Raw genomic sequence first — 24,071 nt, 5'->3', positions numbered from 1 at the left:
TAAAACCAATTTAAAAACTGGAAATTAAGGGTTAGTATAATACTTTACTTGCCAAACTGTCTCTTTTTGTTTATATTAGTTCTATAAGGTTTCTTGGAGGCGTTTGCATGTCGAAAAATCTGTTGAGGTTGAAATTGCTGGGAAGTCCGAGTGTCTTTCTCAATCAGGAGGAAGTCTTTTTTCCTTTTGCCAAAATCAATGCTCTGCTTTACTATCTTTACATCAATGGAGCAGTCAATCGGGAGGAGATTGCAGGAATCCTCTGGGAAAACAAGGATAATCAGACCGCCAAAAAGAATTTGCGCAATACCATTTATCAAGCTAACAAGTTACTAGGTGGGGAATGGATTGTCGCTCCCAACCGGACTGTGCTGTCGCTTAATCCCGAGTGTATGATTGAAAGTGATGTAGAACGCTTCACGGATCATCCTGCGGAGCATCTGTCGCTCTATCAGGGGGATTTTCTGCAGGGCTTCTATCTCAAGGACAGTGAGGCCTTTGATTACTGGGTGTCTAAGATGCGGACGCGATATGAGCAGCTTTATATCCAAGCCTGCTACCAACAGCTGGAAACAGAAAAAGACCAGCTGGATTTGGAAGAGGCTGAGCGGAATTTGCGCCGCTTGATCAGCATTGATGAGTTTGATGAGAAGAACTACCATCTGCTCATGAAGCTCTATCAGGATAATGATCGGCCTGGTAAGGTGATTGAGACTTATTATAAATTGGTCAATATTTTGGATAAGGAACTGGGCATTAGTCCTACGGAACCTATCCAGCAACTATATCATGAGGTGCTTGCCAAGGACCGGAGCGAGCGCAAGACTAAGCAGTTTCTGCGCAATACGGACCACTTTTTCGGGCGGGTTGATGAAATCAAGCGCTTGGAATCTTACTTTTCTAAGGTGATAGAGACTCAGGAGGCGCGTGCTCTTGTCCTAGTCGGTGGTACTGGTATCGGAAAGCGGACAGTGACTCGTCAAGTACTGGCCAATCAGACCAAGTATTTCCAGATTGTCATGGCTGAGTGCTTTAAGGAAGAGATGAAGGCAGAGCTGCAGCCTTGGCGTGGCTTGCTGGACGGCCTGGGCGACTTGGTTATTCAGCACCAGATTCTTTCTATCAGCCAGTGGCAGGTCATTTTGGAGAGTTATTTTCCTATTTTGACAGGCGGCACTTCTGGTCGTCAGTTGGATGCGGACAAGCTGGCTCAGTTTGTGGTGGATATTCTGCAGAAGATTTCTAAGAAAAAAGCTTTGATAATCTTAATTGAGGACTGTCACTGGATGGATGAGGCCAGCGTTGCTGTCTTGGAGCAAGTTATGAATCATTTGACCGGCTATCCTGTGGCCTTTGTGCTGACCAAGCATCTGAGCACCCCTTCTTATTTGGAACATTTTTTCAATCACCTGCTGGTTCGCAATAAGCTAGGCTTTATTGAGCTGCAGCCGCTGAATTTTAAGGATAGTGCAGCTTACTTGCAAGCCCAGACAGGTCAGTTAGCCATACCTGAAGAAGGCTTTGAGGATATTTATCGGGTCAGTCAAGGCATCCCTTTCTTCCTATCGGAATACGCTGAGCAGCTCCTGCGAGGCGAGAAGTTTCATCCGCTGACCCCGGCCATCAAGGCTAAGCTGTCTCTGAAGCTGGATTACCTGAGCAGTCAAGAGGAGGAGTTGGTGGACTGTCTGGCTTGCTTTAGGGGTCCTGCATCGGTTTCGCTCTTAGCCAGGCTATTAGGCCTGCCGATGGAAGAAGTGGTCGAAATCACTGAGGAGTTTGGACAGAAGGAGCTCTTGATAGAAGAGGAGCAGGGCGAGGAATTGGTAGTGTGGTTCAGCCAGGAGCTTCTGAGAATCTACGCCTATGAGCGTTTATCGCTTGCCAAGAAGCGAATGCTGCATCACCAGATTGCCCAAGGTATGGAAGACCAGCTGGGAGACTCTCTCTATCATGCCCAGCTGCTCAATGAAATCGCCTATCACTACAAGCTGTCCAAGCAGCCGATTAAGTCTCTGGAGTACGAGCTGCATTATCTCGAGGCTACTCTGAAGTTTCATCACGAGCTCTTTCCGATTTACTCGCGGGAGTTTGGCTTTATTGAAAAGACGGATGATAGCAATCAGTCAGCGGTTTTAGACCAGTTTGACCGTATCCGTCGGGAGATAGAGGGCTTAGAGAGAAAACACCAGAATCACAAGGATTTTCAGCTATTGGTTCTCCGCTTTCTCTATCTAGAAGGGCGCTATGCTATCCGGACTGGGAATTACCAGCAGGGGATGGACAATATCCAGCAGGTGATTGCTTCGGCCAAGGAGCTGCAGCAGATGGATTTTCTCCTAGAAGGCTATCGGCAGATGATTTACTACTGTATCCAGACGGAGAATATCCCTGAGATGCGCTACTATACGGAGCTGGCTCTGGATGCTTCGGTCCAGGCCAACAATCACGAGGCCATTGCTATCAACCTCCGACTCAAGGGGCTCTATCATCTCATGATTGGAGATGAGGAGCAGTCGCTTCACCATCTCTACCAGTCTATCGACTGTTTCAGCTTGACGGCTTCGCTGCGTTCCAAGTACTCGATTCAGATTGCAGCGGCTCTAGACTACTTGGCGGAGATTGAGCAGATTCGCGGGAATTTCACGGCATCTCTGGCTCATCAAAAAGAGGCCATTAAGCTGACGGAAAATAAAACAGCAGAGCCTTCGATTTTTGCTTTCTATATCGGCTTGGGTATGACTTACTATCAGATGAAAGATTATGAGCAGGCGGAGCGGATTTTCCTCAAGGCGAAAACAGCCTTGAAATCTCTCAGCTTCCCTTGGAAAGAGACCCAGTTGGAAGTGTATTTGGCCTTGATTGGCTGTGAGAAGAGAGATTACCAGCCTGTGCTTGATCTGCTGCGGAAAAAGGATAGTCTCATCAGTCGCTACGGAAATCCGCGGGACAAGGGGCTGATCTACTATCTGATGGCTGTGATTAAGTATCGTCTGCTGACTGGCAGTTTGCAGAATGCAGACTTTGAAGACTTGCTGAATCAGGACTTTGAGACCTACTATGAAACGGCCAAAAGCCAGCTCAATCCCTACCGGGATCGTCATCAGCTAAAGGAATTAGAAAACTTATGCCAAGGCTTATCTCAGGCATTAAACACAAAATAAGAGAGGATGAAAGCAATATTCATCCTCTTTTGATGTTTCTAATGAAGTTTTTAAATGCCTATCAGTCATGTGCTTGTGCCCAGACTTGGGTCAGGTAAAAGACAAAGCTGGCTGCCAGATTAGCTGTATGGTTGTCTATATCGTGAGGTGGAGAGACTTCGACAATGTCAAAGCCGATCAGCTTGCCTGAGGCAGCGATGTGCTGGAAGACCAGAACCGCTAGATTGGGATCCACACCGAGCGACTGAATGGCACTGACACCAGGCGCTGCACCAGCTGCAAAGCAGTCAATATCAATGGTCAAATAGACCTGCTCCTTGCCGGCCAAAAAGGTATCGACCACCTTACAGACTTCCTTGTAACCCATTTGGTACATATCCATTCCAGTCAGAAACTGGATAGCCTTGGATTTTGCCACAAAGTCAAAGAGAAAGAGATTGTTATTATGCTCCTGAATCCCTAGGATAAGGTAGTTAAAGGCCTGCTTCTGAGCCAGAGTGTCATCGAACATCTGGCGAAAACCGGTTCCGGAGTTAGGACCAGTCTGGTCATAGGGACGCAAATCAAAGTGGGCATCCATATTGATAACGGCCAAGTCTTGGTCAGATGCTAGTGACGACTTAAGTCCCAGATAGTGGCCGTAGGCTGTTTCGTGGCCGCCTCCCAGAACGATAGGCCGGAGATTGAGCTCTCGCAGGCGTTTGACTGCTCGAGCCAAGCTTTGCTGCAGCTGCTCCAGAGAGCGGTTAGGCCCGTCAATATCGCCAACATCAAAGACGCGGACGTTTCTACCAAGATGCCAAGGAAGCTTGGCCAGCTGAGTTCGGATAGCTTGTGGTCCTTCGACAGCCCCCACTCGGCCGTGGTTGATATAAACCCCTTTGTCACTCTTGAAGCCAATCAAAGCAAAGTTGACGCCGTCAAAGGGTCTTAAGTTAGGGTCGTTTAAGTCCAAAAACTCAATAACCATCCCCCATTTGGCAGCATATAAATCATCATCCAGTCTCTTATGATAATAGCTGTTATCTAGCTGATAGTAATCTTCTAACATGATTTTATCCTTTTCCATAACGATACTTGCGACTTTATTATAAGAGTTTCCGCCAAGCCTGTCAATGGCTTTTGGCGGGAAAAGAAGCCCAGCTGAACGAGAGCGGGCTTCTTATGTTAGCTTTTTTACAGAGTCACCAGCTTTAGAACTGAATGCTCAAGTCCACAGCCTTTTCAACGGCTGCTAGGAATTTTTCGTTTTCAATCAGCTCAGAAGCCTTGTTGAGTTCCTCATAGATTTCGATATCCTTGTCAAACTCGATAAAGCGGACATGCTGACGGAAGAGGTCGTAGGCCGGCTTGGTTCCTTTACCAAGTTCATGGTTTTCTGGTTTCAGATCCAGAGCTTGGCAGGCTGCCATAATTTCTGTTGCCACGATGCGGCGAGAATTCTTGAGAATCTCAGCTGCCTTGCGTGCTGCAGTAGTTCCCATGCTGACAAAGTCTTCTTGGTTTTCACAAGATGGGATAGAGTCTACGCTGGCTGGATGAGATAGAACCTTGTTTTCAGAAGCAAGCGAAGCACAAGCATACTGGGTAATCATAAAGCCAGAGTTGAGTCCTGGGTGTTTGACCAAGAAGGATGGAAGCTTGCTCAGTTGACTGTTGACCAGACGTTCTACACGGCGCTCGGATACATTTCCGATTTCAGAAATAGCGATGCCGAGGAAGTCGAATGGCTGTGCCATTGGTTCACCGTGGAAGTTACCGCCTGAGATAACATGGCCTTCCTTGGTGATGATAGGGTTGTCTGTAACGGAGTTGATTTCAATCTCAACCTTGGTTTTCACATAAGCGATAGAGTCCTTGCTGGCACCGTGAATCTGCGGAATACAACGCAGGGTGTAAGGGTCTTGGACCCGTTGTTGAGTGGCTACGGTCGTATTTCCACTGCCTTCCAGAAGGTTGCGGATATTGCGGGCTGTAGCCAGCTGTCCGCTCTGAGGTCGAATAGTGTGTAAGTCTTCTTCAAATGGACTGGTAATACCATTGTGGACTTCCATGGAAAGAGCACCAGCGACATCTGATAATTTAAGAAGCTGGATGGCATCGTAGGTAGCCAGAGCTCCGATACCTGTCAGGACAGTCGTTCCGTTAATCAGCGCCAGCCCTTCCTTAGCTGCTAGAGCAATTTTCTCGATACCAGCCTTGGCCAAAGCTTCTTGTCCAGAGAGCAATTCACCTTGATAGTAAGCACGGCCCAGTCCTAGCATAGGCAGAACCATGTGAGCCAGTGGTGCCAAGTCACCAGAAGCTCCCAAAGAGCCTTTTTCTGGAATGTAAGGGACAACGCCTTTATTGAGCAATTCCAGGAGCTTTTCGACGGTAGAGAGACGAATACCAGAATAACCTTTGACCAAGGAATTAATCCGGATTAGCATAATCGCACGGACTGCATCTTCAGGCAGGGGATCACCGTAGCCTGAGGAGTGCGTCCGAATTAGGTTTTCTTGCAGTTGAGTCGTATCTTCTGGTGAAATGCTGACATTGCAGAGAGAGCCGAATCCGGTTGTAACACCGTATACGACCCGCTTTTCGCGGACGATGTCATCCACGATTTTGCGGGAAGCTTCTACAGCTTTCTTAGCTTCTTGGTCGATTTCGCAAATGGCTCCATGACGAGCTACTGCGATGACGTCTTCTAAAGTAAGGTGTTCGCCATCCAAATTGATTACATGTGTCATAAGATTCATTCTCCTTCTTGTTCAAGAACTTTATTTTTACAAATCAGTACTATATAGATAAAGTATACTGCACTGGCGATAAGGACACCGATGAGGCCGTAGACATAGTTCATTGGGTTTTCACCCCAAATCATGACGAGGCTGACTAGAACCGCCAAAATTGGAATTACTGGACCAAATGGAACGCGGAAGACCACTTTCTTATCTGGATATTTCTTTCTTAATACTAGTACAGCTAGAGCAGTTGGGATGTATTGGAAGAAGCGGAAGACCACACTGAGAGCTGCTAATTCTTCAAATTTACCAGAGAAGAGCAGGACGATAGCCAGAATTCCTGAAATAATAATGGCAACTATAGGGGCATTTTTAGAGTTGGTTTCTGCAATTTTCTTAGGAAGCAGACCTTCATTTGCGATAGCTGCACCATAACGTGGAACCATGATAGATTCCCCGATGTTAAGTCCAGCAATAGAAATCAGCGCTCCGATAGAAACAATCCATGCTCCAACAGGGCCAATCATTTCGACAAAGGCGTCTTGTACAGAAGCATCTGTTTGCAGGATACGGCTGCCTAACATGGCGATAGTTCCTGCGATAATCAGCATATAGAGAACAGAGACAATACTGATAGAGCCCAAAATAGCTCGAGGTACATTCTTTTCCGGATTGCGCATTTCACCAGCAACGATAGACATGGTTTCAAATCCGATAAATCCGTAGAAGATATAAATGGCTGTACTAGAGATAGCTTTCATGATATCTACGCCAGGTTCTAGCTGAAGAAACGGAGTGAAGTTTCCTTTGTCAATTCCTCCTTTGATGAAGAAAATCGCACATAGACTGAAAGCGACAATTGGGATGAGCTTGGCTACGGTTGCGGTCAAGGTGAACATTTTGGAAGTCTTAAGACCTGATATATTCATTAGACTGAGCAAAATAATCAGGCTCACACTGAGCAGAAGTTCATAGGGGGCAAAGGATTTAAAAGTAATGACAAAAAGTCTCGCAAATCCTGCTGCCATAGCAGACCAAGCGATGATGGTAACTGCCCAGCCTAGGAAGCCAACATTAAATCCGACAAAGTCTCCAAAGGCCGCTTTGGAATATTGGAAAGCTCCGCCGTTTTTATTAAAATAACCAGCAGTTTCTGCCAAGCAGACGGCTAAGAGAATAACGAGGAGGGCAGTTCCAAGCATGACAGCTAGAGAGGCAGGACCAAGTCCTTTATAAATCTTTTGCGGTAGGAGGAAAATCCCTGATCCGATAACGGCATTGATACCGTAGAGAGTTGCACCGGAAAAGCTGAATTTCGCTTTTTCCTGTTCTTGTTCTTGTGCAGTGAGTTTAGTTGCATCCATAATAATGTTTCTCCTTTAGAGATATGGGATCCTTTCCAAGTAAAGATAGAATGGTGACAAGGCATCATGGTATCTTTACTTAGTAGGGATGTGGGTCAAACCAGCCCATATAGAAAGGGGCGTTCCCTTTGGCTGGTTACTCGAAAACATTATATGCAGCTCAGTTTCCTGAGTCTCTTTTTCCACTATCAGAAGCTGCTCTGCCTCTAGGTTAAGCACTGGCAGGGTTGTTACCGTCACCGTCAGATCCTCTAAGGCATAGATAAATTGAATTTCGTCATCTTGGCTAAGCTCTTGCCCATTCGAGATGGCAATCATCTGTCCCTGATAATGGTCGCTGTAGATTAAGTTAAAGTCGGTACAAGTCCCACGACTTGTGATAGAATCACTCCCTTCAAAGACATAGGGAGTAAAGGGAGCTAGAACCGTTTCCTCCTGCCGGCTGGCATTGTGGAGATGAAGTGTGTGGTCCAGGCTCATGAGAATGCGGTGAAAGCCGCTGAGGTCAGAAAACTGACTTTCAGCCAACTCCACAGTCGCTGTCGATAGCCGATAGTCAAAGTCCCGCTTGCCATAGTGGCCAGTTGGCGGGGAAAGATAAAGCTGTTTTGTCTTTCCTCCCGACCAATCGGAAACTTGAAAATCATTTACTCTTAAAAGGGTTACATTTGTCATTTTTGGTATTTATTAGAACAAACCGCTGATATTGCCGTCTTTGTCAACATCAATCTTTTCGCTGGCTGGTACCTTAGGCAATCCTGGCATGGTCATGATCGCACCAGTCAGAGCAACGATGAAGCCTGCACCAGCAGAAACTTTGAGCTGGCTGATAGTCACGACAAAGTCTTTAGGTGCGCCTAGTTTCTTAGCATCGTCTGAGAAGGAGTATTGAGTCTTAGCCATACAGATAGGATAGTTGGAGAAGCCCAGCTCTTCCAGTTGTTTGAGCTCACGTTTAGCAGCAGGAGTCAGGCGAACGCCCTTGCCTCCATAGACCTTAGTAACAATTTTGTTCAGCTTGGTCTCAATGGAGTCCTCTTCATTATATACAAATTGGAAGTGATTGTCTCCTTCGGCCAGTTCTACGACTTTTTCAGCCAACTCTTTACCACCGGCTCCGCCATTCGCCCAGACGTCGGAAATCACGACGTCAACGCCGCGTTTTTGGCAGGCATCATAAACTGCTTGCAGTTCTGCTTCAGTGTCCAGCGGGAATTTATTGATGGCAACGACTGCTGGCAATCCATAAACATCTTGAATGTTTTCCAGATGTTTTTCCAAGTTTGGCAGACCATCTACAACGGCTTGGACATTTTCTTCAGCCAGATCACTCTTAGCCACACCGCCGTGCATCTTGAGAGCACGGATGGTAGCAACCAGAACTACAGCCGCTGGACGAAGACCAGATGTACGACACTTGATATCAATGAATTTTTCAGCACCGAGGTCAGCACCAAAACCAGCTTCTGTGACTGCATAGTCGGCATATTTGAGAGCTAGCTTGGTAGCTAGGACACTGTTACAGCCATGAGCAATGTTGGCAAAAGGTCCACCGTGAATCAAGGCTGGTGTGTGTTCCAGTGTTTGAACCAAGTTTGGATGGATGGCGTCTTTGAGCACAGCAGCCATAGCGCCACCAGCTTTCAAGTCCTTGGCAGTTACTGGCTTACCTTCAAAGCTGTAGCCAATGATGATTTTTTCCAAACGGTTCTTGAGGTCAGTGATATTTTCTGACAGACAGAGAATAGCCATAACCTCAGAAGCAACTGTAATGTCAAAACCATCTTCACGTGGAACACCGTTGACTTTACCTTGCAAGCCGTCTACGATGTGGCGCAGTTGCCGGTCATTCATATCCACTGCCCGCTTCCAAGTGATGCGGCGAGAGTCAATGCCTAAGGCATTTCCATGATGGATGTGGTTATCAATGAGGGCTGCCAATAGGTTGTTGGCAACACCGATGGCATGAAAGTCACCAGTGAAGTGGAGGTTGATGTCTTCCATGGGTACAACTTGAGCGTGCCCACCGCCAGCAGCTCCGCCCTTGATACCAAAGACAGGTCCGAGAGAAGGCTCCCGCAGAGCGATAACGGCTTTTTTACCGATAGCAGCCAAAGCATCGACCAATCCGACAGAAGTCGTGGTCTTGCCTTCTCCAGCTGGTGTCGGAGAAATAGCTGTCACGAGAATCAGTTTACCGTCTGGTTTGTCTTTGAGGGCTTCCAGTTGGCCGGCACTGATTTTTGCCTTGTAATTTCCATAAAGAGACAAGGCGTCTTCAGCAATTCCAAGCTTTTCTGCAACCTCTTTGATGGGCTTCATTTGAACCGAATTCGCAATTTCAATATCTGATAAAACCATATTGTTACCTCTTGAGAAGAGGAAGTCCATTCATGGGAAAGAGCAGACTTCTCTTCCGTTTATCTATTAGACAACTTTCAAAATTTCTTGATAAATTTCATCGGCTAGGGCGCAGCCTTTTTGCAGGAGGTCTTCACCCTTGCTGCGGTAGTCTGCGACGAATGCTTCATCCTTGACACCTGACAGATTGATGAGGACATTGAGCCAAGCCCCTTGCAGACCAGCCTTAAGGTTGAGAGCTGCTACACCCAGGTCGCTGGCAGCATTGGTATTGGACTTGCCAACAGCCTTTTGAGTTGTTTGCAGGGCAGTCAAGATGTCTTCCATCATGCCATAAGGTGACTTGGTTGCTTCCTTTAGGGCTTGTTGCATCGCTTCTCGACGGGCAGCCTTGTCTTCGTCTGTTTCCTTAGGCATATCAAAGACGGCAGAGACTAGATTGAAGGCATCAGTGTCCTTGTCAATAGCTGCGAGCAGGCTTTCTTGGAGGCGGGCGCTTTCTGCGTGCACTTGAGCAATTTCTGCTTCAAATTCTGCGTATTTTTTCTTGCCAAGGGTCAATTCACAAACCATCTTGGTCAGGGAAATACCGTTCGCTGCGGAAAGAGCAGCGGCAGAGCCGCCTCCTGGTGCAGGAGCATCTGAGCCTAGGACTTGGGCAAATTCTGTCAAGCTTAAATCTACTAATTTCATAGGTTTCTGTCCTCCTAGCCCAGCAAATGGTTTTCCAGAACTTGCTTGCCGTAGTCAAAGTCTTCAATTTGCAGATAGTATTCTGCTGCGTCAATCAAAGCCTTGGCTGGTGCCAAACCGATGACCTCTGAGCCGAGGATTCCAACTCCATAGCGTTTAGCTTCAAAGCGAACTGTTTCAAAGACGCGATAGAGTGGGAATTTTTCCAGATTGACCATGTTGATAGAAACCTGAGCAATGTTGCGGTCTTCCAGCATAACGCCGATAGCTTTACAGTACTTGTAACCACCGCTTGATCCACGGATAATTTTGGCAATATTGTTGGCAATTTCTAGATTGTCTGTATCCAAGTTGATATTGTAGGCGATGAGCGGCATTCTAGCTCCGACAGCAGTGACACCAGCAGTTGGGTGAATCTTTCTTTCACCGTAGTCAGGTGCCCAGTCAGGTTCCAAGAGTTTTTCAGGCATGCCTTCAAATTGTCCTTTACGAACCTTAGCCAAGTTCTTACGCTCTGGACGAGTCGCAGCATCTTCATAGAGGAAGATAGGAATACCGAGCTCACGATTGATCCGCTCAGATACGGTCTTCGCAATTTCTACGCATTCCTCACTTGTGATGTCCTTGATCGGTACAAAAGGCAGGACATCAGTTGCGCCCATACGAGGGTGTTCACCCTGGTGTTTGGTCAAGTCAATATTTTCAGAAGCGTATTTGACCAAACGAAAGGCAACTTCCTGAATGTTTTGATCATCACCGACCAAGGTAAAGACGCTGCGGTTGTGGCTGGCATCAGAAGAGTGGTCCAAAAGTGTTACGCCTGGCACGCTCTTAGCTACTTCCACTAGACCGTCAATGACCGCTTGGTTGCGGCCTTCAGAAAAGTTAGGAATACATTCAACAATTTTTGCCATAAGATATTACCTCGTGATATCAATAATTTTAATTTATAATATAAACTTAATAAAGCAGAACCTCCTCCTGAGCTAGACTGATACCCAGCTCAGGTCGGAAGTTGGGGGACAAGTTTTTCCTATTCGAACAACTTTTTAACAGATTCTTTGACTAAATCTTCGTCAGTTAAGTATGGAATGGTAATGTGGTCTGTTCCTTGGTGGAGGCGGTTGTACTCGATAGCTGTCTCAATAGCATGCTCATTGCGAGCCCAGTTACGACGTGCAACTCCGCCGATCGTATCCCAAGCGATAGCAGATTTGATGATTTCATCAATACGTTCACTACCGTCTAAAACCAAGCCAAAGCCACCGTTGATTGCTTTACCGATACCAGTTCCGCCACCGTTGTGGAGAGCTACTAGACTCATACCGCGAGCTGCGTTACCAGCGTAACATTGCACAGCCATGTCGCAGGTAACATTAGAACCGTCCTTGATATTAGAAGTTTCACGGAATGGAGAGTCAGTACCAGATACGTCGTGGTGGTCACGGCCGATCATGACAGGACCAATCTTGCCTTCGCGCACTAATTCATTGAACTTGAGGGCGATATTGACGCGTCCCATACAGTCTTGGTAGAGAATCCGAGCCTGAGTTCCAACAACCAGCTGGTTCTTTTCTGCATCGCGGATCCAGTTGTAGTTGTCGCGGTCTTGGTAGCGGCGGTTAGGGTCGATCACTTCCATAGCTGCATGGTCAGTAGCGACCAGGTCTTCGTGCTTACCGCTCAGACATACCCAACGGAAAGGACCATAACCATAGTCAAAGAGCATTGGACCCATGATATCTTCTACATAGGATGGCCAGATGAAGCCGTCTTTGTCGTCAAAGCCGTTCTTAGAAATTTCCTTGATGCCAGAGTCATAGACTGCCTTCATAAAGGCATTGCCGTAGTCAAAGAAGTAGGTACCGTTGCTAGTCAGGGTCTTGATTGCCTTGAAGTGACGTTCCAATGTTTCGTCAACCAACTTAGCAAAGGTTTCCTTGTCTTCAGCCAGGAGGCGAGTCCGCTCTTCAAAGCTGATACCAGCTGGACAGTAGCCGCCGTCATAGACATTGTGGCAAGAAGTTTGGTCAGACAGCAGATCTACATGGATATTGTTCTCGTTGACATATTCTAAGAGATCTACAATGTTACCATGATAGGCAATGGAAGTTGATTCACCAGTTTCCAGAGCTTTTTGAGCCAAGTCGATAGCTTCTTTCGGACTTTCGGCTAATTGACTAATCCAGCCTTGGGAGTGACGAGTTTCAATCCGGGATTGGTCTACTTCAGCTACGATTGCCACAGCTTTAGCAATTTCGGCCGCTTTCCCTTGAGCTCCACTCATGCCACCCAGACCAGAAGAGATGAAGAGTTTGCCAGTTAGATCACCATCGTCAGCCACACCCAGTTTCAAGCGTCCAGCATTGAGGAGGGTGTTGAAAGTACCATGGACGATACCTTGAGGGCCGATGTACATCCAACCACCGGCTGTCATTTGACCATAGTTGGTTACACCCATTTCTTCTGCAATTTCCCAGTCCTTCATGTTGTCGTATTCACCGACCAAGAGGCCATTGGTGATAATAACGCGCGGAGCTTCTGGTTTAGATTTGAAAAGTCCAAGTGGATGGCCAGATTCTACAACCAAGGTTTGATGGTCGGTCATGATTTCCAAGTATTTCTTGATCAGGTTGTACTGCATCCAGTTAGCGCAGACAGATCCAGTTTCCCCGTAAGTAACCAATTCATAAGGATAAAGGGCGATTTCAAAGCTCAGGTTGTTGTCAATCATAACCTGCATAGCTTTGGCCGCAGTACAGCTCCCTTTATATTCATCAATTGGTTTACCGTAGATGCGTTCTTTTGGACGCCAGCGGTAGCCATAAATCCGTCCGCGAGTTTTCAGTTCTTCTAAGAATTCTGGAATTACTTCCTCATGGAATCTCTTTGGAATATAGCGAAGGGCATTTTTAAGCGCAATTTCGGTTTGAGCTTGAGTCAAACGGAAGCCCCGGTCAGGTGCTCGACGGATGCCTTCTTGGAAAACTGTTTTTTCAGGCAGTACATCGTCTAATTTGACGGTCATTGCTGCTGCAATTTCATTTTCGCTAAAGTATGACATGAAAAATCCTCCTTTTAGTCAAGTGTAAAATATCTTTCTCCTACATTCTATAAGACTCCCGTCCATAAAGAGTCAAGAAAATGAGAAAAGCAGTAAAAAAAGTGGGGCTCCTATCTTTTACAAGCTTTTGACTATAATTTGACGATAGTGTATTATGATGAAAAGCAAATATGTCGGAAAATGAAATGGAGGAACAAGCATGACTGCTGATTTACTATTAACTCACTTTAATCAAGTCTTCTGTCCCAAGGACCTCGGACATCCCCTTTTTGGCGAGGAGATGAAGGAAGCTCAGGTTTTGGAAGACGGCTACATTGCAGTCAAAGACGGCAAAATCCTAGCAGTCGGCAGCGGAGAGCCGGATGCCAGTCTGGTCGGACCAGATACTAAGATTCAGTCTTATGAGGGCAAGATTGCCACACCTGGCTTGATTGACTGCCACACTCACTTGGTCTACGGTGGCAGCCGGGAGCATGAATTTGCTAAGAAATTAGCTGGTGTCCCTTATCTGGAAATTCTTGCCCAAGGCGGTGGTATTCTCAGTACAGTCCGGGCGACACGAGAAGCTTCTTTTGACACTCTCTATGATAAGTCTAAGAGACTGCTGGACTATATGCTGCTGCATGGGGTAACAACAGTTGAGGCTAAGAGCGGCTATGGTTTGGACTGGGAAACAGAGAAGCGCCAGCTAGATGTCGTTGGGGCTCTGGACCGTGACCACGAGATTGATCTCGTTTCTACCTTTATGGCTGCCCACGCCGTTCCACCAGAATATAAGGGACGCTCTCAGGAATATCTGGAGCTTATCGTCGAGGAAATGCTGCCTCGGGTAAAGGCAGAAAATCTAGCTGAATTCTGTGATATTTTCTGTGAAAAAGGCGTCTTTACAGCTGACGAGTCACGCTACTTACTTTCTAAGGCAAAGGAGATGGGCTTCAAGCTTCGTATCCATGCTGATGAAATCGAGTCTATCGGCGGGGTAGATGTAGCGGCTGAGCTAGGAGCAACCAGTGCAGAGCACTTGATGATGGCGACCGATGAGGGCATTCGCAAGATGGCAGAAGCCAAGGTTATCGGTAATCTCCTGCCGGCAACTACCTTCAGTCTGATGGAAGATACCTATGCACCAGCCCGTAAGATGCTGGAAGCTGGTATGGCTATCACTCTGACTACCGACAGCAATCCAGGCTCTTGTCCGACAGCTAATCTGCAGTTCGTCATGCAGCTGGGCTGCTTTATGATGCGTCTGACGCCAGTAGAAGTTCTCAACGCTGTAACCATCAATGCGGCCTACTCAGTTAACCGTCAAGATAAGATTGGCAGCTTTGATACTGGTAAGCAGGCGGACATTACCATTCTAGACGCTAAGAATATTGACTACCCACTTTATTTCTTTGCGACCAACCTGACCCATCAGGTCTACAAGGCTGGAAAACTGGTCGTTGACCAAGGAAGAATTGTCTAGCCTCTCTAAAAACGAATCGTATTTTTCGGACTCTCTCTGGTGACAGGGAGAGTTTTTTTTATATCAAAACTTTCCCTTGCCATTCTGCCGCAAGTCTGCTATAATAGTTATTTGTGAGCAAACCTCACTTACCCCTTGCAAAGTCTCGGGGTCATTAGACCAAAAGGAGGAAAAATCAATGGCTAAATACGAAATTCTTTATATTATTCGTCCAAACATTGAAGAAGAAGCTAAAAACGCTTTGGTAGCACGCTTTGACTCTATCTTGACTGACAACGGTGCAACTGTTGTTGAATCAAAAGATTGGGAAAAACGTCGTCTTGCATACGAAATCCAAGATTTCCGTGAAGGACTTTACCACATCGTTAACGTTGAAGCAAACGACGATGCAGCTCTTAAAGAGTTTGACCGTCTTTCAAAAATCAACGCTGACATTCTTCGTCACATGATCGTCAAACTTGACGCTTAAGAAGGTAGACTATGATTAATAACGTTGTACTGGTGGGTCGCATGACCCGTGATGCCGAGCTTCGCTATACTCCGCAGAACCAAGCGGTCGCAACATTTACTCTGGCTGTCAATCGCAACTTTAAAAATCAAAGTGGCGAGCGAGAAGCAGACTTTATCAATGTTGTTATCTGGCGTCAGCAGGCAGAAAATCTTGCAAATTGGGCTAAAAAAGGAGCCCTGATCGGAATTACAGGCCGTATTCAAACGCGTAACTACGAGAATCAGCAAGGCCAGCGTGTCTATGTCACAGAAGTTGTTGCGGACAATTTCCAACTCTTGGAAAGTCGCTCTAATCGTGAAGGTCAGTCATCTGGCGGTTACGGTGGGAACAGCTTCGGCGGCAGCTCTGCTCCAAGTTATGGCAGTGCAGACTCGTCTAACCAAGTACCGAACTTTTCTCGTGATGAGAGCCCATTTGGCAATTCTAACCCGATGGATATCTCAGACGACGATCTACCTTTCTAAGGACCGAATCTAACTATAATATAAAGGAGAAAACACATGGCTCAACAACGTCGTGGCGGATTCAAACGCCGTAAAAAAGTTGATTACATCGCAGCGAACAAAATTGAATATGTTGATTACAAAGATACTGAGCTTCTTAGCCGTTTCGTTTCAGAACGTGGGAAAATCCTTCCTCGTCGTGTAACAGGAACTTCAGCTAAAAACCAACGTAAAGTAACAACAGCTATCAAACGCGCTCGCGTAATGGCTTTGATGCCTTTCGTAAATGAAGACTAATTAGATTAACAGCAGGCTCTAGCTTGCTGTTTTTTTATTTTGTCATTGACAAAATGTCAGTGGAGTGCTATACTGACCACAAGGAGGCAGAAATCATGCGTGATGTCAAGGAAGTAGAGGTGCGGCGGGCGGAGATTATGTCTGCAGCCTTGCAGCTCTTTGCCCAAAAGGGCTATCTAAAGACAAGGACTCAAGACATTATTGATAAGCTTGGAATTTCTCGAGGCCTGCTTTACTATCATTTTAAGGATAAGGAAGATATTCTCTATTGTCTGATTGAAAAGAACTCTGAGCCCTTGCTGAGAAAGCTAGAAAAAATCAGCTATCAGCCAAATGTCGGAGCCAAGGAAAAAATCAGAACTTTTATTGAGGCGACCCTTATCCCAGAGGAGAGCAGAACACAGGAAAATCAAGTCTTGCAGGAAACCGTCAATTTAGAAACAAATCGCTATGTCTTGGATCGCTTTTATCATAGACTCTGTGAGCGGATGATTGTTTTCTTTACTCATATCTTGGAGGAAGGTCAGAAATCTGGAGATTTTCATTTGAAATATCCGCATGAAACGGCTTCTTTTCTCATGACTGCCTACGTCTTTGTGTCCAATGATATCAAGATGAGTCAGGAAAAACCAGAGACTTTGCAGAATTATCTCACCAGCTTCCAGGCAATCTTAGAAAGAAGCTTAGGATTAGAGGAATCTATTTTTTAGAATAATCGGCAGTTTTCTGCCTTTTATTTAGAAGTGGAACTGACAAAATGTCAGTTCGAGACTTCAATCTTTTAATCCTGATATTTAAAAAATTTTAGGCTAACACTGACAAAATGTCAGTTTGAATAAAAGGAGAAATTCATGTTAAAAATAGAACATTTAACAAAAGTATATAGCAACGGTAAGAAGGCAGTGGATGATCTTAGTCTGATGGTGGAGCCTGGGGATATTTATGGCTTCATCGGCGCAAACGGAGCAGGTAAAACATCTACCATTAAGTCGGTTGTTGGGATTCATGATTTTGATAAAGGAGAGATTTATATCTGTGGGCACTCTATCAGTAAGGAGCCCTTGCTTTGTAAGAAAAAGATGGCGTTTCTACCGGATAACCCAGACCTTTATAAAAATCTGACTGCAAGGCAGTTTTTGGACTTTGTAGCAGATATTTATAGAGTCTCTATGGAAAAGAGGCAAGCGGCTATAGAAAAGTATTCTAAAATGTTTGAGTTGAATACTTCTTTGGATCAGTTGATATCAGCTTATTCACATGGAATGAAGCAGCGATTGGCACTAATAGCGGCCCTCTTGCATGAGCCAGAATTACTGATTTTAGATGAACCTTTTGTCGGTTTAGATCCGAAAGGCGCATATTATTTTAAGCAGATCATGAGAGAGTTAGCCGATCAAGGGCATGCGATTTTCTTTTCTACTCACGTTTTAGAGGTTGCGGAAGAACTCTGCAATAAGGTGGCTATTCTGCAAAAGGGACATTTGGTGGCTAATGGAAGGACCTCTGAAGTTAAGGGGGCATCCAGTTTGGAACAAGTATTTATGGAGTTACAGGAAGATGACTAATATTCTTTTGCTTTTAAAAGTACAATTATACAGCACATTTTCGCTTAATGATTTAAGGAAAGGACGAAGGTTGGGCAAGTATTTTAAGCTTGGCCTGCTCTTCTTGCTTGTTTTTCTATTTTCAGGCTATAACCTTTTGACGGCTTTGAGTTTAGTCAAGTTGGGGCAGGCAAATTTGATTCCAGCCTATATGATTGCCTTGGTTAGTTTTATTATTTTCTTTTTTAGTCTGATGCAGTCAAATGGCATCTTGTTTGACCAAGAGGAACTTGACAGGCTCATCGTATTACCGCTCAGTATTAGAGATATTGTCTGTGAGAAATATGCTTTTCTTTATCTTTTGAACAGTGTGTTTGCCGTCCTTCTCATGCTCCCAGCAGGCCTCGTTTGGTTTGGTTATGGTGCGTCCTTGTTGGAGTTGCTTCTTTATCTGCTTTTAATGGGATTTGTTCCTCTTTTACCTCTCTGTTTAGCATCTTTACTTGGCTTGTGCGTTGCCTACATAGCCTCAAAGGTCACTCATAAAAATCTAGTTGCCTTCCTTTTTTCTCTCCTCTTGCTTTTGGGGCTGGCAACAGGCAGTCTGTGGGCTATGAGAGCTGGACTGTCAGCGGAAAATGTTGGTCTCTTGCTTACCAAGCAGCTGACTTCTCTCTATCCTCCGGCAAGCTTGTTTTTTAACCCTCAGCATTTTTTGTGGGCTAGCCTTCTGTTGATGCTTATATCTTTTGCGCTGACAGGGCTTTTTCTAAGGTATTTAAGTAGAAATTATTTAAAAATAAATCAGATGATAACAGGGGTGAAGTCAGAAAGCAAAGTCTATAGAAGCCGGCAGAAGTCTCCCTTTATGGCTCTTTATAGGAGAGAAATTTCGAATTTTATGAGTTCCTATCTTTATATGCTCAATAGTGGACTGGGAACCATTTTAATCATCGTTTTAGCCATCTCGCTTTGTTTTATGACTCCTGATGTCCTCTTTTCTTCGATTGGACTCAGAGATAGCCGAGAATTTTTACCCCTATTACTGGCTGGCTGTCTCAGTATTTCCAATCCTGCAGCTGTCAGTATTTCCTTGGAGGGGGAAGAGATTTGGCTGCTTCAGACACTCCCGGTTTCTATGAGGCAGATAATGATGGCAAAGCTGGCCTTGACGGTGTCCTTACACTTCACAGCCTTGCTGCTGGGCTTGCCTGTTCTGGTTTGGCGTTTCTCGCTAGGAGGCTTGCAAGTAGTGGATTTGGTCCTTGTTTCACTGGCTTATTCTCTATTTACAGCTCTTCAGGGACTTGTGGTCAATTTTCATTATCCTAAGTTCATCTGGGACAATGAAATGATTGTTATTAAGCAAAGTTTTTCGACTATCTTGTCTGGAGGAATTGGCATCTTGGTTCTTGTGTTCCCTCTTTGTTTATCCTTACTATTTGGTATGGACTTGGAGATTTCGCTGCGAATCTCAGCTCTTGGACTTTTTCTCTTGGCAGCTGTTCTTTATAGGCATTTAATAAAACAAGGATATTTTAAGGAGGTCCATGGCTAATGAAAAAGAAAGATTTATTCGTTTTGTTTCTCTTAGCAGTAACCTTATTTCTGATTATCTGCCTGCTGCCAGAGCAGGTTCCCATTCATTTTAACAGCGCAGGAAAGGCGGACATTGTTGTCAATCGCTTTTGCTTGATTCTCAGTTTGCCCATTCCCTACTCTCTTTATTGGAAATATTTTCGAAACAAATCAAAAAGAGGTCACTGACCTCTTTTTGTGTGATATTAATATCTCGTCGGTCCCATAGTCGCGCTCTTGATGTTGAAGCGTTTTTTGAGATAGAAGCGCAGGGCTAGGGTAATAGCGCCGACAATAGCAACTACGATATTGGACAGGCGGGGATTGAGGAATTCAGGTAGGAGACTAGTCAGGACGATGGACATGCTCCAGAGGAGAATAGCCGCTGCCATGGTAAGGATAGACTTGAGCAGTTTAGGGCGCTGGCTACGGTCCTTATCTGGTCCGTAGAAACGGTAGATAAAGTGGTAGAGAGCATAGAAAGAAAGGCCACCGACGATGCTTCCGAGTACGAGAGTCGTCAGTCCATAGACAGATGGCTGAGAGGAAGCCAGATTGACGATAGAGGTCAGGAGGGTAAAGAAACCAAAGATAAAGAGGACAGAGTCCAGCATCATCCATTTAGGATCGTCATTTTCCTTTGGATTCTCGGCATCATAGCGCTCTTTTGCGGTCAAAGAAGCTGCCCAAGTAGTCGGGGCTCCGTAGAGGCCGCGGGCAGTGATTCCCTTGGTTTGATTTTCCAGGATTTCCGGCAGAATGCCTTCTAAGATGTTCTGGATTTCCTGGTCGGATTTGCCGTCTTGTAAAAGCTGGTTAGTCGCGATATGGATAAATTCTTTGTTTTTTTTGCTGAGTTTGTCGAGGGATACTTGTGACATAGGCGTTCTTTCTAATGGTTAAAATAGTTTTTTGTGCATGAGATAAGCCATAACCGAAGCACTCATGGCAAAGGCGATGAACATAATAATCCAGAAGGCATGTGGTTCACCGTTGAGAGGCAGTTCGTTATTTTTGAAGTTCATCCCATAGGCTGAGAAAATCATGGTCGGGATAGACATGACAATGGTCACCAGAGCCAAGGCTTTCATGATATTGTTCTGGTTATTAGAAATGATAGAGGCAAAGGTCTCCGTCATACTGTGGAGGATGTTGCCGTAGATATCAGCCATTTCAATGGCCTGCTGGGTCTCAATCAAGGTGTCTTCCAGCAAGTCCTCGTCTTCCAGATATTTCTTGATATTGCTAGTGGAGCTGGTCAGCTTCTTAATCACTCGCTCATTTGTCTTAAGGGAGGCCTTGAAATAGACGATGGTCTTTTCCAACTCCATGAGCTCAATCAGTTCTTCATTTCGTGTGGACTTGTGCAGTTGGCTTTCAATCTGCTCACTCTTGCGGTCAATGGAGCGCAGAGCTGTCAGATATAGCTCAGCATTGTGGTAGAGAATCTGAAAGATAAAACGTGACTTCATAAAAGTATAGAAGTTACGCAAGCGCCGATGAATGAAGATATCCAGCAGAGGTAATTTTTCCAAACAAGTGGTAATAATAGCCTCTTCCGTGATGATAATACCAAGGGGAATCGTGACATAGTAAGTCTGGTTATTCCGCTCCTCTGTGATGGGCACGTCAACGATGATCAGCGTGTACTCATCCTCTATCGTAACCCGAGACATTTCTTCCGCATCGAGCGGCGCTCGCAGGTCTGCAATGTCAATACCAAAGGCGTTGGCGATTTCAATTGATTCACTCTGGGAAGGGTTGACAAGATTGATCCAGGTGCCCGATTCGAGCGAATCAATCTCTTTGAATTCTGTCGTAGTAGATAAAAAGACTTGCTTCATAATCATTTTCCTTTCCAGAGTTTTTTTGCATACCGTACTATTATACTACAAATTCGGGCTTTTGGGGCAAAAGTTTGCAGAAAAATTTGTTATAATGGAGAAGGTTTATAAGTGAAACGAGGTCAAGATGCAAGATAAAATTGTGATTCATGGAGCGCGAGCTCATAATTTAAAAAATATTGATGTAGAAATCCCGAGGGATAAGCTGGTTGTGGTGACTGGTCTGTCTGGTTCAGGCAAGTCCAGTCTGGCTTTTGATACCCTCTATGCTGAGGGGCAGCGCCGCTATGTGGAGAGTCTGTCGGCCTATGCTCGGCAGTTTTTGGGCAATATGGAAAAGCCGGATGTGGATTCGATTGATGGTCTCAGCCCAGCTATTTCCATCGACCAGAAGACGACCAGTAAAAATCCCCGCTCAACAGTAGGAACTGCTACCGAAATCAATGACTACCTGCGCCTACTCTATGCTCGTGTTGGGACGCCATACTGTATCAACGGTCATGGGGCTATTACAGCTTCGTCTGTTGAGCAGATTGTTGACAAGGTTTTAGAATTGCCAGAGCGGCAGCGGCTGCAGATTTTAGCGCCGGTCATCCGCAAGAAAAAAGGCCAGCATAAGACCGTTTTTGATAAGATTCAGAAGGACGGCTATGTCCGTGTGCGCGTGGATGGCGATATTTACGATGTGACGGAAGTGCCAGAGCTTTCTAAGAGCAAGCAGCATGATATTGAGGTCGTGGTAGACCGAATTGTTATCAAGGAAGGGGTGCGCAGCCGCCTCTTTGACTCGGTCGAAGCAGCTCTGCGGATTGCTGAGGGCTATGTGGTGATTGACACTATGGACGGTCAAGAGCTGCTCTTTTCTGAGCATTATGCCTGTCCAGTCTGTGGCTTTACGGTGCCAGAGCTAGAGCCACGTCTCTTCTCTTTCAATGCGCCTTTTGGCTCCTGTCCGGACTGTGATGGTCTGGGGGTTAAGCTGGAGGTGGATCTAGATGTGGTTGTGCCAGAAGCTGGCAAGACCTTACGCGAAGGAGCACTAGCGCCTTGGAATCCCATATCCTCCAACTACTATCCGCAGATGCTAGAACAGGCCATGGCAGCCTTTGGCATTGATATGGACAAGCCTTTTGAGGAGCTGACTGAGGAAGAAAAGCAGCTGATTTTCTTTGGCTCAGATGGACGAGAGTTCCATTTCCACTATGAAAATGAATTTGGCGGCGTGCGCGATATTGACATTCCTTTTGAGGGGGTTGTCACCAATATCAACCGTCGCTACCATGAGACCAATAGTGATTTTACTCGGACGCAGATGCGGGCTTATATGAATGAGCTGACTTGTGCGGCTTGTCATGGTTATCGACTCAGCCCTCAGGCCTTGTCTGTCAAGGTTGGCGGCGAAGACGGCTTGCATATCGGTGAGATTTCAGACTTGTCCATTGCTGATCATTTGCTTCAGTTGGACAAGCTTAGCTTGACTGACAATGAAGCTACGATTGCGCAGCCTATTCTTAAAGAAATTCATGACCGCCTGACCTTCCTCAATAACGTTGGTCTTAATTACCTGACTTTGTCTCGCTCGGCTGGGACTCTATCAGGAGGTGAGAGTCAGCGGATTCGCTTGGCGACTCAGATTGGTTCTAACTTGAGTGGCGTCCTCTATATCCTGGACGAGCCCTCTATTGGCTTGCACCAGCGTGACAATGACCGTCTGATTGCCAGCCTCAAGAAGATGCGCGACCTAGGAAATACCCTCATTGTGGTTGAGCATGATGAGGACACCATGCGGGAGGCTGACTGGTTGATTGATGTGGGACCAGGAGCCGGTGTTTTTGGCGGTGAAATCGTCGCAGCTGGTACTCCTACGCAAGTGGCCAAGAGCAAGAAATCTATCACTGGCCAATACCTGTCAGGTAAGCGCGAAATCCCAGTGCCATTGGACCGCCGTGTAGGCAATGGCCGCTTTATTGAAGTGACAGGAGCTCAGGAAAATAACTTGCAGAATATCACGGCCAGATTCCCCTTGGGCAAATTTATCGCTGTGACAGGAGTTTCTGGATCCGGCAAGTCAACGCTGGTCAACTCTATCCTTAAAAAAGCCATCGCCCAAAAACTCAACCGCAACTCTGCTAAGCCAGGTAAGTTCAAGAAAATCAGCGGCATTGAGCACGTGGATCGACTGATTGATATCGACCAAAGTCCGATTGGCCGGACACCGCGCTCTAATCCAGCTACTTATACTGGAGTCTTTGACGATATTCGCGATCTGTTTGCCAAGACCAATGAAGCTAAGATTCGCGGCTACAAGAAGGGGCGTTTCAGCTTTAATGTCAAGGGCGGTCGCTGTGAGGCCTGCTCGGGTGATGGGATTATCAAGATTGAAATGCACTTCCTACCTGACGTCTATGTGGCCTGTGAGGTCTGCCACGGTACCCGTTATAATAGCGAGACTCTAGAGGTTCACTACAAGGAGAAGAATATCGCTCAGGTTCTGGACATGACGGTCAATGATGCGGTAGAGTTCTTCCAGCATATTCCCAAGATTGCCCGCAAACTTCAGACTATCAAGGATGTGGGACTAGGCTATGTGACTCTGGGGCAGCCAGCCACCACTTTGTCAGGTGGTGAAGCCCAGCGGATGAAGCTAGCCAGCGAGCTTCACAAGCGCTCTACTGGTAAGTCCTTCTATATCTTGGATGAGCCGACCACGGGTCTGCATTCTGAAGATATTGCCAAGCTCCTTCAAGTGCTATCACGCTTTGTGGACGATGGCAATACAGTACTCGTTATCGAGCACAATTTGGATGTTATCAAGACAGCTGACCATATCATTGATTTGGGACCGGAAGGCGGTGTCGGTGGCGGTACGATTATTGCGACGGGGACACCGGAAGAAGTCGCAGCTAATCCAGCCAGCTATACCGGGCAATACTTGAAAGGCAAGCTGCACGTGAAATAATTTATCAAATCCCTGTTTGATATTAAGAACAGGGATTTTTCGTGTCGGAGAATGC

20 protein-coding genes are annotated in these 24,071 nt (G+C 45.9%); 10 read left to right on the top strand and 10 right to left on the bottom strand.

Annotated elements, in window-relative coordinates:
• Window positions 1-107: 107 nt before the first annotated feature.
• Window positions 108-3,164, top strand: coding sequence for an ATP-binding protein (locus D8877_RS01990; RefSeq protein WP_125352251.1), 3,057 nt, complete (start codon window positions 108-110; stop codon window positions 3,162-3,164).
• Window positions 3,165-3,225: 61 nt separating this feature from the next.
• Here the strand turns inward: D8877_RS01990 and hutG are convergent, their stop codons facing one another.
• The 8 genes from hutG to hutU all read right to left on the bottom strand — a co-directional run bounded on the left by hutG (window position 3,226) and on the right by hutU (window position 13,375).
• The gene (gene hutG, locus D8877_RS01985) at window positions 3,226-4,215 is read right to left on the bottom strand and encodes a formimidoylglutamase (protein WP_125336415.1); all 990 of its coding nucleotides are present in this window, start codon (window positions 4,213-4,215) and stop codon (window positions 3,226-3,228) included.
• Between the two features lie 142 nt (window positions 4,216-4,357).
• Complete coding sequence (hutH, locus tag D8877_RS01980) at window positions 4,358-5,899, bottom strand: histidine ammonia-lyase (protein WP_032909643.1); 1,542 nt, start codon at window positions 5,897-5,899, stop codon at window positions 4,358-4,360.
• 5 nt (window positions 5,900-5,904) lie between these two features.
• Window positions 5,905-7,257: an APC family permease gene (locus D8877_RS01975; protein ID WP_002898305.1), complete on the bottom strand. Its 1,353-nt coding sequence runs from the start codon at window positions 7,255-7,257 to the stop codon at window positions 5,905-5,907.
• Between the two features lie 75 nt (window positions 7,258-7,332).
• The gene (locus tag D8877_RS01970; protein WP_011836508.1) at window positions 7,333-7,932 is read right to left on the bottom strand and encodes a HutD/Ves family protein; all 600 of its coding nucleotides are present in this window, start codon (window positions 7,930-7,932) and stop codon (window positions 7,333-7,335) included.
• Between the two features lie 12 nt (window positions 7,933-7,944).
• Window positions 7,945-9,618, bottom strand: coding sequence for a formate--tetrahydrofolate ligase (locus D8877_RS01965; RefSeq protein WP_032909767.1), 1,674 nt, complete (start codon window positions 9,616-9,618; stop codon window positions 7,945-7,947).
• Window positions 9,619-9,684: 66 nt separating this feature from the next.
• Complete coding sequence (locus D8877_RS01960) at window positions 9,685-10,311, bottom strand: cyclodeaminase/cyclohydrolase family protein (RefSeq protein WP_125352249.1); 627 nt, start codon at window positions 10,309-10,311, stop codon at window positions 9,685-9,687.
• 14 nt (window positions 10,312-10,325) lie between these two features.
• Entirely contained in the window at window positions 10,326-11,225 is a 900-nt protein-coding gene (ftcD, locus tag D8877_RS01955) for a glutamate formimidoyltransferase (RefSeq protein WP_002903832.1), read from the bottom strand.
• Window positions 11,226-11,344: 119 nt separating this feature from the next.
• Window positions 11,345-13,375, bottom strand: coding sequence for a urocanate hydratase (gene hutU / locus D8877_RS01950; protein WP_002907221.1), 2,031 nt, complete (start codon window positions 13,373-13,375; stop codon window positions 11,345-11,347).
• Window positions 13,376-13,574: 199 nt separating this feature from the next.
• Here hutU and hutI point away from each other — a divergent pair, with 199 nt between their 5' ends.
• From hutI to D8877_RS01910, 8 genes are all read left to right on the top strand, one after another.
• Window positions 13,575-14,840, top strand: coding sequence for an imidazolonepropionase (gene hutI / locus D8877_RS01945; protein WP_002907220.1), 1,266 nt, complete (start codon window positions 13,575-13,577; stop codon window positions 14,838-14,840).
• A 178-nt stretch (window positions 14,841-15,018) separates the two neighbouring features.
• The gene (gene rpsF / locus D8877_RS01940; RefSeq protein ID WP_002896497.1) at window positions 15,019-15,309 is read left to right on the top strand and encodes a 30S ribosomal protein S6; all 291 of its coding nucleotides are present in this window, start codon (window positions 15,019-15,021) and stop codon (window positions 15,307-15,309) included.
• An 11-nt stretch (window positions 15,310-15,320) separates the two neighbouring features.
• Entirely contained in the window at window positions 15,321-15,815 is a 495-nt protein-coding gene (locus D8877_RS01935; protein WP_002896496.1) for a single-stranded DNA-binding protein, read from the top strand.
• Window positions 15,816-15,851: 36 nt separating this feature from the next.
• Complete coding sequence (gene rpsR, locus D8877_RS01930; protein ID WP_000068664.1) at window positions 15,852-16,091, top strand: 30S ribosomal protein S18; 240 nt, start codon at window positions 15,852-15,854, stop codon at window positions 16,089-16,091.
• 53 nt (window positions 16,092-16,144) lie between these two features.
• Window positions 16,145-16,801 carry a TetR/AcrR family transcriptional regulator gene (locus D8877_RS01925; RefSeq protein WP_002907217.1) on the top strand — a complete coding sequence of 219 codons (657 nt, stop codon included), beginning with the start codon at window positions 16,145-16,147 and terminating at the stop codon, window positions 16,799-16,801.
• A 141-nt stretch (window positions 16,802-16,942) separates the two neighbouring features.
• Window positions 16,943-17,656: an ABC transporter ATP-binding protein gene (locus tag D8877_RS01920; protein ID WP_002907216.1), complete on the top strand. Its 714-nt coding sequence runs from the start codon at window positions 16,943-16,945 to the stop codon at window positions 17,654-17,656.
• Complete coding sequence (locus D8877_RS01915) at window positions 17,583-19,193, top strand: permease-like membrane multi-spanning protein (protein ID WP_125336417.1); 1,611 nt, start codon at window positions 17,583-17,585, stop codon at window positions 19,191-19,193. Before D8877_RS01920 ends, D8877_RS01915 begins: the two co-directional genes overlap by 74 nt.
• Complete coding sequence (locus tag D8877_RS01910; RefSeq protein ID WP_125336418.1) at window positions 19,193-19,402, top strand: DUF1648 domain-containing protein; 210 nt, start codon at window positions 19,193-19,195, stop codon at window positions 19,400-19,402. The genes D8877_RS01915 and D8877_RS01910 overlap by 1 nt, the downstream gene beginning before the upstream one ends.
• Before the next feature lie 17 nt (window positions 19,403-19,419).
• On the opposite strand, the gene D8877_RS01905 is transcribed toward D8877_RS01910, so the two are convergent.
• On the bottom strand, window positions 19,420-20,094 hold the full coding sequence (locus D8877_RS01905; protein WP_125336419.1) for a DUF1129 domain-containing protein: 675 nt from the start codon (window positions 20,092-20,094) through the stop codon (window positions 19,420-19,422).
• A gap of 18 nt (window positions 20,095-20,112) precedes the next feature.
• Complete coding sequence (locus tag D8877_RS01900; RefSeq protein WP_125336420.1) at window positions 20,113-21,057, bottom strand: magnesium transporter CorA family protein; 945 nt, start codon at window positions 21,055-21,057, stop codon at window positions 20,113-20,115.
• A gap of 127 nt (window positions 21,058-21,184) precedes the next feature.
• On the opposite strand from D8877_RS01900, the gene uvrA reads away from it, so the two are divergent.
• A complete protein-coding gene (gene uvrA, locus D8877_RS01895; protein WP_125336421.1) occupies window positions 21,185-24,016 on the top strand; it encodes an excinuclease ABC subunit UvrA in 2,832 nt (943 codons plus the stop codon).
• Window positions 24,017-24,071 lie beyond the last annotated feature (55 nt).

This window comes from Streptococcus sanguinis, assembly GCF_003943735.1.
In the GTDB taxonomy this organism is placed as follows: Bacteria; Bacillota; Bacilli; order Lactobacillales; family Streptococcaceae; genus Streptococcus; species Streptococcus sanguinis_E.
Note: the sequence above shows the minus strand (reverse complement) of the source record. Positions and strands in the feature narration are given on the sequence as shown.

What these genes read in the sequence shown, in the direction of transcription:
- D8877_RS01990 (WP_125352251.1), top strand. Translation starts at nt 108, where the DNA reads ATGTCGAAAAATCTGTTGAGGTTGAAATTGCTGGGAAGTCCGAGTGTC.
- D8877_RS01925 (WP_002907217.1), top strand. Translation starts at nt 16,145, where the DNA reads ATGTCAGTGGAGTGCTATACTGACCACAAGGAGGCAGAAATCATGCGT.
- D8877_RS01910 (WP_125336418.1), top strand. Translation starts at nt 19,193, where the DNA reads ATGAAAAAGAAAGATTTATTCGTTTTGTTTCTCTTAGCAGTAACCTTA.
- hutI (WP_002907220.1), top strand. Translation starts at nt 13,575, where the DNA reads ATGACTGCTGATTTACTATTAACTCACTTTAATCAAGTCTTCTGTCCC.
- D8877_RS01960 (WP_125352249.1), bottom strand. Translation starts at nt 10,311, where the DNA reads ATGAAATTAGTAGATTTAAGCTTGACAGAATTTGCCCAAGTCCTAGGC.
- rpsF (WP_002896497.1), top strand. Translation starts at nt 15,019, where the DNA reads ATGGCTAAATACGAAATTCTTTATATTATTCGTCCAAACATTGAAGAA.
- D8877_RS01970 (WP_011836508.1), bottom strand. Translation starts at nt 7,932, where the DNA reads ATGACAAATGTAACCCTTTTAAGAGTAAATGATTTTCAAGTTTCCGAT.
- uvrA (WP_125336421.1), top strand. Translation starts at nt 21,185, where the DNA reads ATGCAAGATAAAATTGTGATTCATGGAGCGCGAGCTCATAATTTAAAA.
- D8877_RS01935 (WP_002896496.1), top strand. Translation starts at nt 15,321, where the DNA reads ATGATTAATAACGTTGTACTGGTGGGTCGCATGACCCGTGATGCCGAG.
- rpsR (WP_000068664.1), top strand. Translation starts at nt 15,852, where the DNA reads ATGGCTCAACAACGTCGTGGCGGATTCAAACGCCGTAAAAAAGTTGAT.
- D8877_RS01905 (WP_125336419.1), bottom strand. Translation starts at nt 20,094, where the DNA reads ATGTCACAAGTATCCCTCGACAAACTCAGCAAAAAAAACAAAGAATTT.
- D8877_RS01975 (WP_002898305.1), bottom strand. Translation starts at nt 7,257, where the DNA reads ATGGATGCAACTAAACTCACTGCACAAGAACAAGAACAGGAAAAAGCG.
- D8877_RS01915 (WP_125336417.1), top strand. Translation starts at nt 17,583, where the DNA reads ATGGAAGGACCTCTGAAGTTAAGGGGGCATCCAGTTTGGAACAAGTAT.
- hutG (WP_125336415.1), bottom strand. Translation starts at nt 4,215, where the DNA reads ATGTTAGAAGATTACTATCAGCTAGATAACAGCTATTATCATAAGAGA.
- hutU (WP_002907221.1), bottom strand. Translation starts at nt 13,375, where the DNA reads ATGTCATACTTTAGCGAAAATGAAATTGCAGCAGCAATGACCGTCAAA.
- D8877_RS01965 (WP_032909767.1), bottom strand. Translation starts at nt 9,618, where the DNA reads ATGGTTTTATCAGATATTGAAATTGCGAATTCGGTTCAAATGAAGCCC.
- hutH (WP_032909643.1), bottom strand. Translation starts at nt 5,899, where the DNA reads ATGACACATGTAATCAATTTGGATGGCGAACACCTTACTTTAGAAGAC.
- D8877_RS01900 (WP_125336420.1), bottom strand. Translation starts at nt 21,057, where the DNA reads ATGAAGCAAGTCTTTTTATCTACTACGACAGAATTCAAAGAGATTGAT.
- D8877_RS01920 (WP_002907216.1), top strand. Translation starts at nt 16,943, where the DNA reads ATGTTAAAAATAGAACATTTAACAAAAGTATATAGCAACGGTAAGAAG.
- ftcD (WP_002903832.1), bottom strand. Translation starts at nt 11,225, where the DNA reads ATGGCAAAAATTGTTGAATGTATTCCTAACTTTTCTGAAGGCCGCAAC.